The following is a 14,025-nucleotide window of genomic DNA, read 5'->3' on the forward strand; positions in this document are numbered from 1 at the left end:
CCCCGACCCGGGTTTCGGCGTGCTGGTGCGGGTCGAACACGCCGCCGTACGCGGCGCGCCGTCGCTTCACGAGAGGCTTGTCTGTCCACAGCGGCGATCCAGGAGAGAGTCTCCACTCCCTGCCACTCTCAACGTATAGCGCACCCGGGGGCTTGTGGCAAGACCCGGGTCGTGCCGCAGAATTGCCGGCCGAGGCCAGAACCTACGGAAATGGGAGATTCGCGGAATGCGTGTGTTGTTGTCAACGTATGGGTCGCGCGGGGACGTCGAACCGTTGGTGGGACTCGCGGTGCGGTTGCGGGAACTCGGCGCGGAGGTGCGGGTGTGCGCGCCGCCGGACGAGGACTTCGCGCAGCGGTTGGCCGGTGTCGGCGTGCCGCTGGTGCCGGTCGGTCTGTCGGCGCGCGCTGACGAGCGGAGCGCCGCCGCCGTCATCCCTGCCCCGGCGCGCGGCCGAGTTGATCGCCCGCCAGTTCGACGCGGTCACCGAGGCGGCCGAGGGATGCGATGCGTTGGTGGCGACCGGCCTGATGCCGGCTGCGGCCGGCGCGCGGTCGGTGGCCGAAAAACTGGGCATCCGCTCCGTGTCCGTGACCTTCCAGCAGCTCACCCTGCCGTCGCCGCACCACCCGCCGCTGGCATATCCGGGCCGGCCGTTCCCGCCGGAGGTGACCGACAACGGGGTGCTGTGGGACCTGACGACCGGGACGACTGCTTCGTCGTCGACGAGGTCAACCAGCAGGCACTGTTCGGCCGGGTGGCCGCCGTCGTGCACCACGGCGGCGCGGGCACCACCACGACGGCCACCCGGGCCGGCGCGCCCCAGGTGGTGGTACCCCAGGCGGCGGACCAGCCGTACTGGGCCGGCCGGGTGGCCGACCTGGGCATCGGCACGGCACACGACGGTGCGACTCCCACCTTCGAGTCCCTGTCGGCCGCGCTCAGGACGGCCCTGGCCCCCGAGACCCGCCCACGAGCGACCGCCGTGGCCCGGACGATCCGCACCGACGGAGCGACGGTGGCCGCGAAGCTGCTGCTTGACGCGGCCAGCTGAGAGACGCCGCCGGTGTCCGCGTGAACCACGCGGGATCGCCGAGCGGAACCCGGAACACGAAAACCTGCGAACTCCGGCGACCTGAACCGACAACGGCCACGGATCCGCGTCCGGCGGAGCGTTGCTCGTCACGGCCCCCAGGTTCGTCACGCCGCTTAGACGCCCTGCCGCGCAATCGATGCAAGCGGCCTCAGATCGGAGCTGATCACGTGAACTCGCTGACTACCGGCGCGTTTGACCTTCCCGACAGCCTCGCTGCCAAGGCCGACCCGAAGCTGGTCGCCGCCGACGAGCAGCATTTCGCGGCCATCGCGGAGAGCCTCGAGCGGTCGATCGCCGACCTGTCGGGCCGCCTCGATGCCGCGCGCAAGGCGCCCGGCGGGATGGGCCGGCGGGCGATGGACCGCGACGAGGAGATCTACCGGCTGACCGCTCGCCTACGCGCCCTGCGCCGCTTCGGTCTGGACCTGTGCCTCGGACGCATGGTCGGCGCGGACAGCTCCGAGCCCGTGTACGTCGGACGATTCGGCCTCACGGACGGCGCGGGTCGCCGGCTGCTGCTCGACTGGCGTTCCCCGGCGGCGGAGCCGTTCTTCGGGGCGACCCACGCCAACCCGATGGGTCTGGCAAGCCGCCGCAGGTATCGCTGGACCCGTGGCCGGATCAGCGACTACTGGGACGAGGTGTTCACCTCGGACGGGCTTGACGGGCACGCCGCGCTCGACGACCAGTCCGCCTTCATCGCCAGCCTGGGCGGCACCCGGTCGCCCCGGATGCGCGACGTGCTCGGCACCATCCAGGCCGACCAGGACGCCATCATCCGCGCGGGGTCGAGCGGCGCGCTTGTCGTCGACGGCGGTCCGGGCACCGGGAAGACCGTCGTCGCTCTGCACCGCACCGCCTACCTCCTCTACGCCGACCCTCGCCTCGGTCACCGCCGGGGCGGCGTGCTGTTCGTCGGTCCGCACGAGCCCTACCTGGCCTACGTCGCCGACGTCCTCCCCAGCCTCGGTGAGGAGGACGTGCAGACCTGCACCCTGCGGGACCTCGTCCCCGAGGGCGCCACGGCAACCGTCGAGACCGACCCGGCCGTGGCCCTGCTGAAGTCGTCCGCGGACCTGGTGAAGGCGATCGAGGCGGCCGTCAGGTTCTACGAGGAGCCGCCGGCCAAGGGGATGACGGTCACGACCGACGAGTCCGACATCTGGCTGAGCGCCGACGACTGGGCCGAGGCGTTCGAGGCGCCGGGGCCCGCTACCCCGCACAACGAGGCGCGTGACGAGATCTGGGAGGAGTTGCTCACTATCCTGATGGACAAGTACGACGGCGACGAGCCGGATGACGTGGTCCGCAGGTCGCTGCTGCGGAACAGGGAGCTGCTCACGACCTTCTACCGCGCCTGGCCGCTGCTCGACCCGGCCGACCTCGTCGCAGACCTGTGGTCGGTCCCCGCCTACCTGCGCAGGTGCGCTCCCTGGCTCAGCCCCGACGACGTACGAAAGTTGCAGCGCGGCGACGCGCGGGCCTGGACGATGTCCGACCTGCCGCTCCTGGACGCGGCGCGGCAGCGGCTCGGCGACCCGGAGGCGTCACGACGCCGGCATCGGCGCGACGCCGCCGTCGCCGCCCAGCGCGAGCACATGGCCACGGTCGTCGACGACCTGATCGCATCCGCCGCGTACGACGACGGCGAAGGCCTCATGACGATGCTGCACCAGCAGGACCTGCGGGACGCCCTGGTCGACGAGACCGGACTGCCCGGCGCTGATCGGGACCCGCTCGCCGGCCCGTTCGCGCACATCGTCGTCGACGAGGCTCAGGAACTGACCGACGCCGAGTGGCAGATGCTGCTGCTGCGCTGCCCGTCGCGCAGCTTCACCATCGTCGGGGACCGCGCCCAGGCCCGGCACGGATTCACCGAGTCCTGGCAGGAACGGCTCGAGCGGATCGGGCTCGACCGGACCAACCTGGCCTCCCTGACCATCAACTACCGGACGCCGGAAGAGGTCATGGCGGAAGCCGAGCCGGTCATCCGGGCCGCGCTGTCGGACGCCAACGTGCCGACCTCCATCCGCAGCAGCGGCGTCCCCGTCGTACACGGATCCGCTGCGGATCTGGACTCGGTCCTCGACGCCTGGCTCGCCGCGCACGCCGAGGGGATCGCCTGCGTCATCGGCGATCCCACGTTCCAGGCGACGTCCCGCGTCCGGTCGCTGAGCCCGGAGCTGTCGAAGGGGCTCGAGTTCGACCTGGTGGTCCTCGTCGACCCGGAGGCGTTCGGCGAGGGCATCGAAGGAGCGGTCGACCGCTATGTCGCGATGACCCGAGCCACCCAGCAGCTCGTCATCCTCACGAACTCCTGATCTTCCCACCGCATGCCGCCGAGCGAGCGTCTCAACAGCGTCGGATCCGGACAGCTGCTGATCGACACCGTCGACTCGGCCGGCACTCTCGAAGGGTCAGCCGTGCAGCAGCCCGTCGATCGCCCGGCGCAGGCGGGGCCATTCGTCGGGAATCGCGTACGTGGCCGCGTCGAGCAGGTCGAGCGGTTCGTCCGCGTGCTGGCCCGGCAGGGCGGTTGCGGCGTAGAGCCCGTGGACGGCCGAGCGGGCCCCACCGTCGCCAGTGGACCGCGAGCGGAACATCCGCGTACGCATCTCCGGGGCGAGTGGCACCCCTCGCTCGATCGAGTCCACCGCCGAGGCCACTGCCTCCGGGTCGCTGAAGGTGAACCGGTCGGCGAGCGCCCGCGCGACCAGCGTGAGGGCCGCGCGGCGCGTCGGCCCTGGCGCACTACGCAGCCGGGCGTCCAGGTCGGGGTCCTTGTGCCCGAACCGGCCCGGCGGCCTCGGGTCCCGTGGGATGTCGCCGATCATCACGGCCTGGCCATGGGAGGTCTACACGTGGATCGACCCGACCGAACCGCTGGACCCGTCCGCCTGGCCCAGCCCGACCGAGTGAAGTACCGAGATCGTGCAGCCGATCCGTCCCGCGTGACCGACGGCCTGACCGCGGCGTGCTTCCTGGACCGGCTTGCAGCCTACGGCTCGCCAGTCGACCAGGAGGCGGCCCGGCGGCAGTTCCGACCCGGCGACGATGACGTCTTCAATGGGGCGTCCCCGGCGTCGTGTTTCCCCGTGACGTGCTCTATGACCTGGCCCGCTCCGAGCGATGGTGGGAACGCCGGATCGCGGTCTACGCCACGATGCCGTTCATCCGCCCCGGCGATCTTGACGACACCTACCGGATCGCGGAGATCCTTGTCCACGACCCGCACGATCTCATCCGCAAGGTCGTCGGCGGGATGATCCGGGAGACCGGCAAACACGACCGGCCCGGGCTGGCCGCGTTCCTGGACCGGCACGCCGCCACGATGCCCCGCGTGATGCTGCGGTACGCGATCGAACATTTCGAGCCCGAACAACGTCGACTCTACCTGCGGCTACGCCGGCAGCAATGACCGCCGATCCGCACGGCAACACCATCCCGGGCAACAACGTCGGCAGGTGCTGCACGACGGTCGCGGATGTTTCACGTGGCGTCGATGGTAGGACAACTTCTCCCGCGGGAGAAGACGATCCCTGCTGGGCGGTCGATCACCCCGGTCGGGCCCGCCGGGATTCGATACTGCGCCGACATCTGTGCACTCCGGCCAGTAGGCCGAAAATGACCATCCCTGATCCCGGCCGTCCCGTGGGTGGCACCCGGCCCCCGCGAACCCACTATCCAGTCGGCAGGAAATCAATAGTGGATACGACGCGAAGGTTGAGCAGCAGCTCAAGGGTTAATCTCAGGCTCAGATCGCTGCGCCCCGCACTCCAGCGCCGCGGCCCGGGCTTCAAAGAGGCTGCGCTGGCGGGCGTTGCGGGTCATTACCGCAGCACGTTCGAACTCGTTGCGGGCCTCGGCGGTGCGGCCTAGTTTGGCTAGCAGGTCGCCGCGGACCGCCGGGACCAGCGCATAGCTCGGCAACACCAAGCGGTCGACGATCTCCAGCCCCCGCGCGGGGCCGTAGGCGTTGCCGACCGCCACCGCCCGGTTGAGATCCACTACCGGCGACGGCGAGACGTGGGCCAGCACCTCGTAGAGCGCCGCGATCCGCTTCCAGTCGGTCTCCTCCGGGCGGGTCGCGCGGGCGTGGCAGGCCGCAATGGAGGCCTGCAGCACGTACGGCCCGAAGGTGCCTTCGGCACGGGCGAGCGCCTCCAGTCCCCGCCGGATCAGTAGCCGATCCCAGCGCCGCCGGTTCTGCTCCTGCAACAGAATCGGGGCCCCGTCCGGGCCGGTACGGGCCGGCGTGCGCGACGCCTGGAGTTCCATCAGGGCCACCAGGCCGTGCACCTCCGGCTCCTGCGGCGCCAGCGTGGCCAGGATCCGGCCCAGTCGTAACGCCTCCTCGCAGAGCGAGGGCCGCATCCAGTCGTCACCGGCCGTCGCCGCGTAACCCTCGTTGAAAATCAGGTAGATGACCTCGAGCACCGAGGCCAGCCGATCGGCGGCCTCCGCGGGTGGTGGCAGTTCGATCGCCACCTTCCTGTCGGCGAGCGTCCGCTTGGCCCTGGTGATGCGTTGGCCGACGGTGGGTTCCGGGACCAGGTAGGCCCGGGCGATCTCGTCGGTGGTGAGCCCGCCGAGCAGCCGGAGGGTGAGCGCGGCCCGGGATTCGGCCGACAGCACCGGATGGCAGGTGGTGAAGATGAGCCGCAACAGGTCATCGCCGACGTAGTCGTCGAGCTCCGCGGCAATGTCGGGGTCCTCCGCGTCCGGCGTCGCCCTTCCGATTTCGGCAAGCTTCTGCCCGTACCGTCTTTGCCGGCGTAACACGTCGACAGCCCGATGCTTCGCCGTCGCCATGAGCCAGGAGCCCGGGTGGTCCGGAACGCCGGTGACCGGCCACTGCTCGAGCGCGATGACGAACGTGTCCTGAGCCAACTCCTCGGCCAGGCCGACGTCGTGGACGATGCGAGCCAGGCCGGCGATGATCCGGGCGGATTCGATGCGCCAGACCGCCTCCACGACGCGACGAGGATCGGTAGCTGTCATAGCTACCGATCCTCGCACTCAACGGGAACGTTGGGCGTACCTCAGGCGGGGCTTCCGAAGTCCTCGGGGCCGAACACCTTCAGCACATCGGCCTCGCCTTCCCAGCCCTCCCACAGGTCGCGGTGGAGCTTCACGAACCGGGAGGTCCATTCCACTGCCTCCTCTCTGGACCGAACCTCGTACAGGGCATAGCTGATGGTCTCCTTCGCCTCGGCGAACGGGCCGTCGGTGACGCTCAGCTTGCCGCCGTAGAGGCGCACCTGGGCGCCGGCGACACTCGGGGCCAGGCCTGCGGTGTCCAGCAGCACACCGGCCGCGGAGGCTTCCGCGCCGAGCTTCATGATGGCGTCCATCAGTTCCGCCGGCGGCGGGGTCGCGGGCTGGTTTCCCTTGAGCAGAACCATGTAGCGCATGATCGAGTCCTCCTTGTTGCTGGCGGTATCTGGGTTTACTGGTGGTGTCAGGCAGCGGTGCGGTAGAGGTGGACGGAAACCGTGGTCATCCAGGCCCAGGTGGTCAGAACCGCTGCGACGAAGGCCAGCGTGGTGGGGCCATGCGAGCCACTGGCGATGCCGGCGAACCCGGCGAGGAAGACCACCCCGGTGATGCGGGAGAACCAGGCCAGCCCGTGTCGCCCGTCGCCGGCGAAGCGGCTGGCCAGCACGAAGCAGGCCGCGATGAGGCACAGGAAGCCGACTCCGCCCACCATGAAGTGCAGCATGCCGTGCCAGCTGATCGTCGTGGTCTCCGGCGTACCATCGGGGAAACCCTGCGCCGGGTCGGCGCGGAAGAAGCCGGCCCCGATCACGCTCAGACCGTAGATGGCGATCAGCAGCGGGGCCCAGGTGCGGCCCCGTCCGGACATCAGCGCCCGACGCAGGCCGACCGCCGCAGCAAGAGTCATCAGGCCGGTGAGGATGAAGTTGGTGATCTGTATCCAGCCGAGTTCACCGTTGGCGAGCAGGCTCCACGCGTGCTTGCTCAGGTCGAAGCCGTCCCGGGTCAGCGCTTGGGCCAGGGCCACCACGACGAAGAGCGGGCCCGCGACGACGCCATAGCCGAGCAGCGACCTGGTGGTCCGGACGGCGGGGGTGCAGTGCGGGTTCATGTCCTGTCTCCTTCTTTCGAGGTCTCTACCTAGGCCTCGAACGCGGTGACCCGGATTCGACAAAGGCCTTCAAGATTTTTTGAAGTTTCTGTTTTGCCTGCTCGTAGGCTGTTCCGTAGCGGGAGGCGTGCTGGGCGCCTGGGCCAGCAGCGCCCGCCCGCATCGCGCACACGCCGATCCGCCGCCGGGTTCCCGCCACCGCTCGTGATCAGCTTCTAGCCCGACGCGGTGAGCAGGCTTTGTCGCACGCCCTCCGGCAAGACCGCACCGAAGCGCCCCATACCTGCCAATCCGGAACAAACCAACTTGCTCCTGGACCACGAACGCATCCTCGCCGATGTGGCGGCCCGCCTGCCCACGCCGCAGGACGCGACCGGGCGGGGTTGCGTCCACAGGAACGGTGTACGACTTGCCCACGATGGGCGTGTTGCATGGACAGGGATGGCCGCCGTTGTCGATGAGCAGGTCTTCCGGATCGCCGCGTTGAGGAGCGGTATGCCGTAAACCGAAGCTGCTGGACTGGGCTGGCCTCGGCTGACAATTCGGCCCGCTTCGATCAACCGCCGCCGGCCTCGGCGGCAGGACCCCGGCCACCCCAGCCGCTGACGCTCTACTGTGACCTAAGTCACCGTTTTGCCTTTCATTCGGGCCACGCCTGACCCTTCACAGTGCCCCCGGACTGGACGGACCTGCGAGTCCCGCAGGTCCGTCTTGCTCGTCCCGCCCGGCCCTGGCCCCCAGTACCCCGCCGCCGGGCCGATGTCGTGTCGGTCACTACTGTTAGCGTGCCCTGCGTTGTCAATCGTGGCCGATTCCTCACGAAATCTGGCTAATTTGCCACTGCGGAGGGTATTCCTGATGGGCTGGCTACCGGTGGGAGACTCGTACGAGATCTCTCTCCTGGACGGAAAAGTGACGGCGCGGGCCACAGGCCCGCGAGCCGCCGGCCGTCCACTGAAGACTCTGCCGAAGGTGCTGCGGGACACCCCCGAGGTGGACCGGTTGCGCCAGCTCGCCCAGTGGCTGGACCGGCACACCGCGGAATGCCTGACCCGGGTCGACACCTGGGTGGTGTCCTCGCTGCCGGTGCCGACCGGGCTGCTGGCCCGGGTCTGGCCGGACCCGGCCTGGCGGGACGCGCTGCGTGACCTCGTGGTGCTCGGGGACGACCCGGCCGAGCCGGGCTTCCTGCGGGACGTCACCGACACCGGTGACCTGCGCGTGGTCAACCTCGACGGGGAGACCGTCCGGCTCTCGCCGGCCAGCGCCACGCTGCCCCACCCGGTGCGCCTGCCCGACCTGGCAGAGCTGCGAGAGTTCGCCGACGAACTGGACGTCACCCAGCGGGTCGAGCAACTGCACCGGGGCACCTGGGGCAAGCCCGCCGACCTGAAGGACCGGGACACCACGATCACCGACTTCCGCGGCACCACGGTCCCCAACCGGCTGGCCGCCCGGGCCGCCACGCTCGGCTTCCGGGTCTCCGGCTCGCAGGTCAAGTGCCGGGTCTGGGAGGCCGGACGCACGGTCGAGGCTGCCATGCGGTTCGACGAGGACTACTGGGACTCCGAGGCGACTCTGGGCAACCTCTCCTGGTCCGTCGTAGACGGACCGACGCTGCGGTTGACCGAGGTCGGGCCGGTGGCCTGGTCGGAAGGAATGCGGATGGCGACGGCCCTGTCCGGCGCCGTGACCGGAACGGGGAAGAAGGCGTGACCGGGATGACGACCATGTCGGGCGAGGACTCGGCCGAGAGCCTGCTCACCGCCGGCGCGGTGCTGCCGATCGACACCGCCGGGGCCGGCGACCGGGCGGTGCCCCTCACCGCCCGCACCTACCGGCACCCGGCCCTCGACGACCGGCCGGTGGTCCGCCTGGTCGACGCCGCCCTCGGCGAGGGGGAGGACATCGCCGTCGGGTTCCTCGGCCTGGCACCGGGTGCCGAGCCGGCCGTCGTCGGGCTGGGCCCGCGCCGCCCGTTGGCCTTCCCGGAGTGGGTGCTGGTGCACCACGCGGCGGACGGCCGGCACGCGTTGGCGGTGGTGCCGGAGTTGCAGAAGCTGGCCAAGCAGGTACGGTCGCGGCCGAAGGCCGCCCTGGACGGGCACCAGACCGTCGCCGACCGGTTCGCCCGTACGCTGCCGCACTTCCTGCCGACGTTCTTCGAGCAGGCGGCGCGGGTGTTCCTGGCCGCCGGGCAGGACACCTACGCGACGCAGCTGTTCAACAAGGCGCGCAAGGCGGAGGCGCAGCACGGCCTGCCGGTCGACCTGAACCGGCTGGACGAGGTCTACCTGGAGTTCGCGTCGGCCAAGGTGGTGTCCGCGACCGCGTTGGCCGGCTACGCGAAAGAGCTGTCCGCCCAGTTGCCGGCCGACGAGGCGCTGGACCGGTTCTGCCGGCTGGCGCTGCGGGCCGCGGCTGCCGGCGTGGTTCCGTCCGCGCAGTCGGCCACCGCGGTGAACCGGCTGGTCCGGACCGCCACCAAGGCCGCTGGCAAGGCCAGCGCCGCCGTCGCCGACCGTGAGGCGGCCTACCTGGCCGAGCTGCTCCGGCTGCCGGTGGCCGCCGAGGCGCCGGCCGGCTGGTGGAAGGCGCACCTGCCGGCGGTGGCGGCGCTGGCCGGCCGCGACCCGGCGATCCGCGGCAGCCTGCTCGACCTGATGCCCGCCGACCGGGACAACCTGGTCACGTGGCTGGCCCTGCTGACCGACACCGGTGCGCTCACCGGACTGTTTGAACCGGACGTGCCGGACACGGCCCGCCCGCAGGACGGCTCCGTCGGCTGGCTGCGCCGCTTCGTGAACCGGGCCGAATCCGGCTACCACCGCCGACGGGTGCCGGAGCTGTACCCGCTCGTCGAGCGGATGGCCGACCGGCTGCGCGCCGAACTGACCGACAGCGGCGAGACCCTCGCCGCCGACGGCGACCTGGACCTGCTCGACCTGCTGCTCGCCCTCGACCTGCCGGTGGCCCCGCCGAAGGAGCGCGAAGCCCTGGACCTGGCGCAATGGGTCAGGGTTGGGGGAGAGCGGGACCTGCTCGCCGTGGCCGGCGACGACCGGTTCACCCGGGCCCTGCGCCGCGGCCTCGACCAGCTCGACAACCAGCAGGCCGCCCTGCGCCGGCTGGCCGGGACGCCGGGTATCCGGCCTTCGCTGACCGGCTGGCTGCGGGCCCGGATCCGCGACCGGTTCGCGACCGGACTGCCGTACCTGCCAAAGTCGGTGGACTGGTTGGGCAGTCTCCCGGTCGAGGCGCTGCGCCTGGTGTCCGACGACCTCGACGGTGACCCCGGTCAGGGCGGCGGCCTCAGGCAGGCCCTCGACGTTGACCTCGCCGAACACGTCGCCCGCAGCCTGCGCGGCGGGATCATCGACGAGCTGGGCTGGCCGGACTGGGAGCTGGCCTGGCAGGAGGTGACCGGTGGAGACCACGAGGTCGAGGTGACCCGGCAGGAAGCCTGGCCGTACGTGATCCTGGGCGGGCCGACGACGGTGCGCGTGCTCGGCGCCGAGGGCATCGTGCTCCGCCACGACCTGCGCATCCCGGCCGGCGACATGTGGGGCCAGCCCGCCTACCACTACGTCGACGGCCAGTTGCTGGTCTACTGGCGTTCCGAGGCGCTCGGCTACGACCTGCGCGGCTACTGGCACTCGTCGCCCGGCGAGCCGCAGCCCATCCACGGCCGTCGCCACGGCAGCCAGGAGCGCCGGAACGAGATCACCCTGCCGCTGGCCGGCGGCGGGCGGACCACCGGCGGCGGAGTGCTGCACGCAGGTGACACCGTTGTCCCGGCGGAGCTGCCGGTCATCACCGACGGCACCTCCCACTGGGTCTACCTCCGCGGCGAGGATGACGACACCTACGGCTGGCGCGAGTACGACGCGGTCAGCAACTCCCACGGCCGGCGCAGCCTGCCCCGGTTCCTGGCCGACCTTCCGGTCGACGGAAGCCACCTCCAGGAGTCGGCGAGCTGGCTGCGGCCAGCCCTGTCCGACCGGGCCACCCCGGCCGCCGTTCCGGTGGACGGTCTGCTCGGCTGGCGGGTGGTCACTCTGCCGGACGGCTCGGTACGCGGCGAGGACCTGGCCGGTCGTACGGTCACCGTGGCCTCGGGACAGGAGCCGGTCGCGGCGCTGGTGCTGCCCGGCGACGACCGGCCGCGGGCCGTCCTCGACGATTTCGTCCTGGTCGACCCGGACGGGGTGGTGTCGGCCGCCGGCAGCGGGGGCTACAACCCCGACGCGGTCCCGCTGCCGGGACAGAAGTTCCTCGGCAACATGCTGCCCCGGGACCCGGCCGGCTCCACCGCACTGCGCCGGGTGGACCGGGACACCGCCGACGTGCTGCTCAAGGTCGCCCTCGACGAACGCCGCGCCGCCCTGGCCGAGGAGGCCGCGCGGGCCGCAGCCCGGGCGGCGAACGGACCGCGGTTGACCGCTGCCACGCAGGCCATCACCGGCCTTCCCGTCGCCGTCCCGGCGTCCATGGTCGGCACACCGGCCGGCGCCTCCAGCACCGGACCATCCACCGCCGACGCGGACGACAAGGACGCGCTGGTCGAGCTGGTCCGCTCGACGTTGCCGACGGTCAGCCACGACGCGGTGCTGGCCGGGGTGGCCGGGCTGCTGCGGCTGGCCGCCCGGGTGCGCACCGACCTGGACGCGGTGACCGAGCGGCTCACCAGGTCGTTGTCCGCGCCGAAGGCGGTGGCGCCGGTGGCCACCGCGACCGGGCCCACCGACGAGCAGCTCAACATGGCGCTGGACGGTCTGCGTGGCTCAACCTACGGGGTGACCCGCTCGGTCCGCGCCTTCACCCAGTTCCAGGCGTTCGCCGCCCAGCGGTCCGGCACCACCGGGAGCGAACCCGCCGTACGGCTGCACCTCGACGGACCGTCGCTGCCGTCCGCGCTGGACTGGTGGTCCCTGCTCGGCGGTGTCGCGGCCGTCGCCTACCGGGCCGTCGCGGCGGTCACCCCCGACGAGCACCGGGAGACGCTGCGCGCCCTGCTCACGGAGCTGGACCGGCTCGACCTGAGCACGGCGGCCGAACCGGCCCGGTGGCGCCGGTTCAGGCTGCACCTGCTGGACGACGACCTGAACAACCCCGACGGCACGCGCCGGTCCCCCCGGCCGGGCATCCTGCCGTTGCCCGACGGGGCGTTCATCGCCGTCTTCGTCTCCAGCGGCACGGCCACCGGCTACTTCTCCGAGGCGCTGTACCACGACCCGGCCGGCGTGTTCGCCGTTCCCGAGCCGTACACGGTGCAGTCCTCGGCGCCGGTGGGTGACGAACGGCCGGCCGGCTGGCTGGGCGGTTTCCTCACCGAGTGGGCCGCGCGCGGCCCACTGCCGTGGCGGCCGGAAGCGGCCGAGCAGTTCGCCGAGCTGACGGGTGTCACCCCCACCGCCGCGAAGCTGGTGCTGGCCGGCCTGCCGTACGTGGACTCGTCGAACACCGTGCCGACCGAGCTGCGCAAGGCGCTCGGGGTCAAGCAGGTCGGCGAGGTCAAGCTGGCCTTCGGGGTGCTGGACGAGGCCAGCCCGGAGGTCCGGCGAGCCGTGGTCTCGGCGCTGCTGCCGGACGACCCGGCTCGGCTGTGGGCCGACGGTCCGGACGTGGCCGCCGCCGCAGCGGTCTGGAACGCCGCCCTGGGGCGCCGGGTGGTGGTGCCCGAACAGTTGCTCGCCGAAGCGGTGCGCGCCATCCGTCACGGCTGGGGACCCGCGAGGGCGTTGCCGGCGTTGCTCGACCCGGCCCGTTCGGTCGAGCTGAGCACCGACCTGGCCTTCCAGATCAAGGGCGACCGGGCCCGGCAGGTCGACGGCCGGGCAGTGGGCTTCACCGGCGAGGTGTTGCGCTCCACGGTCGCCCTGGCGGCCTGGGTCGCCCACCACACGCCGGCCGGCGACCCGTGCCGGGCCGCGCTGCCGGCCGCGCTGGCCGCGGTCCGGGACCGGCTGGCCAACCCCGACCTGCTGCTCGACCTCGACCAGTACGTCTCCCTGCCCGAGTTCCAACAGGTGGCGGGCACCCCGTCGGAGACGGGCCCTGGCTGGGAGCGGTACGGTGCCATCGTCCTGGCCACCTACGACAGCCAACCGTCGCCCGCGTTGCGGCCGGATCTGCTCGACGCCGACGGGACGGACCCGTACCTGCCCGCGCTGCGGCGGGACGCGGCCAAGCCGTATCCGATGGAGGTGGCGCTGCGCCTGGTCCGTGACCCGCGGTTCGCGGCGCTGCTCGGCGATGCGGGGGAGCCGGACGGCGGCGCGCGGGCGGCGGACGGGGCCTGGTGGCCGCAGGATCCGACCCGGTCGGTGCCCGACCTGGTCGCCGAGGCGGCCGGGGAACACGGCCTGGGCGCCGACGCGGCGGCGGTGTACCTGATGCTGCTGGCCATGCCGGACCCGACCGACCGCAACACGGCGAAGTGGACCGGTTGGAAGCCGGCGCGGCTGAAGGCGGCCCGCGCCGAACTGGCCGGCACCGACCTGGTCATCGAGGCCAGTCGGTCCCGGGCCGGCCGGTCGCTGTTCCTGCCCGGCCCGTGGCTGGAGCGCGGCAGCGGGCAGGCACCGATCGAGGGCTGGAAGGTCGCCCTGTTCGACCTCGCGCCCGACGGTACGGCCGGCCTCGGCGTGACCGTGCCGTTCGAACCGGCCGCCGGCCTCTACCGGCGGGCCTGGCAACGCCTCCGCGACGGCGACCGGCCCCGGTTCGACAACCTGCCCACCCGCGGCACCCGCCGCTGACCCGACCCGGAGGGTGGTGGCGTCCGCGACGACCGACACGGCCGTCGCGGCACCACCCC

The 14,025-nt window shown here is 71.8% G+C and carries 9 protein-coding genes and 1 pseudogene; 5 read left to right on the forward strand and 5 right to left on the reverse strand.

Annotated elements, in window-relative coordinates:
• Positions 1–241: 241 nt before the first annotated feature.
• Positions 242–577, reverse strand: a complete 336-nt coding sequence (locus ACGF5C_RS05030; protein WP_393296777.1) for a hypothetical protein — start codon at positions 575–577, stop codon at positions 242–244.
• A gap of 111 nt (positions 578–688) precedes the next feature.
• Here ACGF5C_RS05030 and ACGF5C_RS05035 point away from each other — a divergent pair, with 111 nt between their 5' ends.
• Together ACGF5C_RS05035 and helR are read left to right on the forward strand one after the other, a co-directional pair.
• On the forward strand, positions 689–1,054 hold the full coding sequence (locus tag ACGF5C_RS05035; protein WP_393296779.1) for a glycosyltransferase: 366 nt from the start codon (positions 689–691) through the stop codon (positions 1,052–1,054).
• Between the two features lie 218 nt (positions 1,055–1,272).
• A complete protein-coding gene (helR, locus tag ACGF5C_RS05040) occupies positions 1,273–3,417 on the forward strand; it encodes an RNA polymerase recycling motor ATPase HelR (protein ID WP_393296993.1) in 2,145 nt (714 codons plus the stop codon).
• 96 nt (positions 3,418–3,513) lie between these two features.
• Here helR and ACGF5C_RS05045 read toward each other — a convergent pair whose 3' ends face one another.
• Positions 3,514–3,930, reverse strand: coding sequence for a hypothetical protein (locus ACGF5C_RS05045; RefSeq protein WP_393296781.1), 417 nt, complete (start codon positions 3,928–3,930; stop codon positions 3,514–3,516).
• A 257-nt stretch (positions 3,931–4,187) separates the two neighbouring features.
• On the opposite strand from ACGF5C_RS05045, the pseudogene ACGF5C_RS05050 reads away from it, so the two are divergent.
• Positions 4,188–4,514 (forward strand): annotated as a pseudogene (locus ACGF5C_RS05050) (DNA alkylation repair protein); the annotation flags it as partial.
• 317 nt (positions 4,515–4,831) lie between these two features.
• Here ACGF5C_RS05050 and ACGF5C_RS05055 read toward each other — a convergent pair.
• The 3 genes from ACGF5C_RS05055 to ACGF5C_RS05065 are packed head-to-tail and all read right to left on the reverse strand — an operon-like array spanning position 4,832 to position 7,205.
• Complete coding sequence (locus tag ACGF5C_RS05055) at positions 4,832–6,097, reverse strand: RNA polymerase sigma factor (protein ID WP_393296783.1); 1,266 nt, start codon at positions 6,095–6,097, stop codon at positions 4,832–4,834.
• A gap of 41 nt (positions 6,098–6,138) precedes the next feature.
• On the reverse strand, positions 6,139–6,501 hold the full coding sequence (locus tag ACGF5C_RS05060) for a YciI family protein (RefSeq protein ID WP_393296785.1): 363 nt from the start codon (positions 6,499–6,501) through the stop codon (positions 6,139–6,141).
• Positions 6,502–6,557: 56 nt separating this feature from the next.
• Complete coding sequence (locus ACGF5C_RS05065) at positions 6,558–7,205, reverse strand: DUF998 domain-containing protein (RefSeq protein ID WP_393296787.1); 648 nt, start codon at positions 7,203–7,205, stop codon at positions 6,558–6,560.
• 858 nt (positions 7,206–8,063) lie between these two features.
• On the opposite strand from ACGF5C_RS05065, the gene ACGF5C_RS05070 reads away from it, so the two are divergent.
• On the forward strand, positions 8,064–8,921 hold the full coding sequence (locus ACGF5C_RS05070) for a DUF4132 domain-containing protein (RefSeq protein WP_393296789.1): 858 nt from the start codon (positions 8,064–8,066) through the stop codon (positions 8,919–8,921).
• Positions 8,918–13,966 (forward strand): hypothetical protein, encoded by a 5,049-nt coding sequence (locus tag ACGF5C_RS05075; protein WP_393296791.1) that lies wholly within the window; start codon positions 8,918–8,920, stop codon positions 13,964–13,966. Before ACGF5C_RS05070 ends, ACGF5C_RS05075 begins: the two co-directional genes overlap by 4 nt.
• The last annotated feature ends 59 nt before the right edge of the window (positions 13,967–14,025 follow it).

The sequence above is a fragment of the Micromonospora sp. NPDC047620 genome, from assembly GCF_043205005.1.
Classification (GTDB): domain Bacteria; phylum Actinomycetota; class Actinomycetes; order Mycobacteriales; family Micromonosporaceae; genus Micromonospora.

Coding starts and splice junctions, on each gene's coding strand:
- ACGF5C_RS05030 (WP_393296777.1), bottom strand. CDS start 577: ATGCCCAGTTTTTCGGCCACCGACCGCGCGCCGGCCGCAGCCGGCATC.
- ACGF5C_RS05045 (WP_393296781.1), bottom strand. CDS start 3,930: ATGATCGGCGACATCCCACGGGACCCGAGGCCGCCGGGCCGGTTCGGG.
- ACGF5C_RS05055 (WP_393296783.1), bottom strand. CDS start 6,097: ATGACAGCTACCGATCCTCGTCGCGTCGTGGAGGCGGTCTGGCGCATC.
- ACGF5C_RS05060 (WP_393296785.1), bottom strand. CDS start 6,501: ATGGTTCTGCTCAAGGGAAACCAGCCCGCGACCCCGCCGCCGGCGGAA.
- ACGF5C_RS05065 (WP_393296787.1), bottom strand. CDS start 7,205: ATGAACCCGCACTGCACCCCCGCCGTCCGGACCACCAGGTCGCTGCTC.
- ACGF5C_RS05070 (WP_393296789.1), top strand. CDS start 8,064: ATGGGCTGGCTACCGGTGGGAGACTCGTACGAGATCTCTCTCCTGGAC.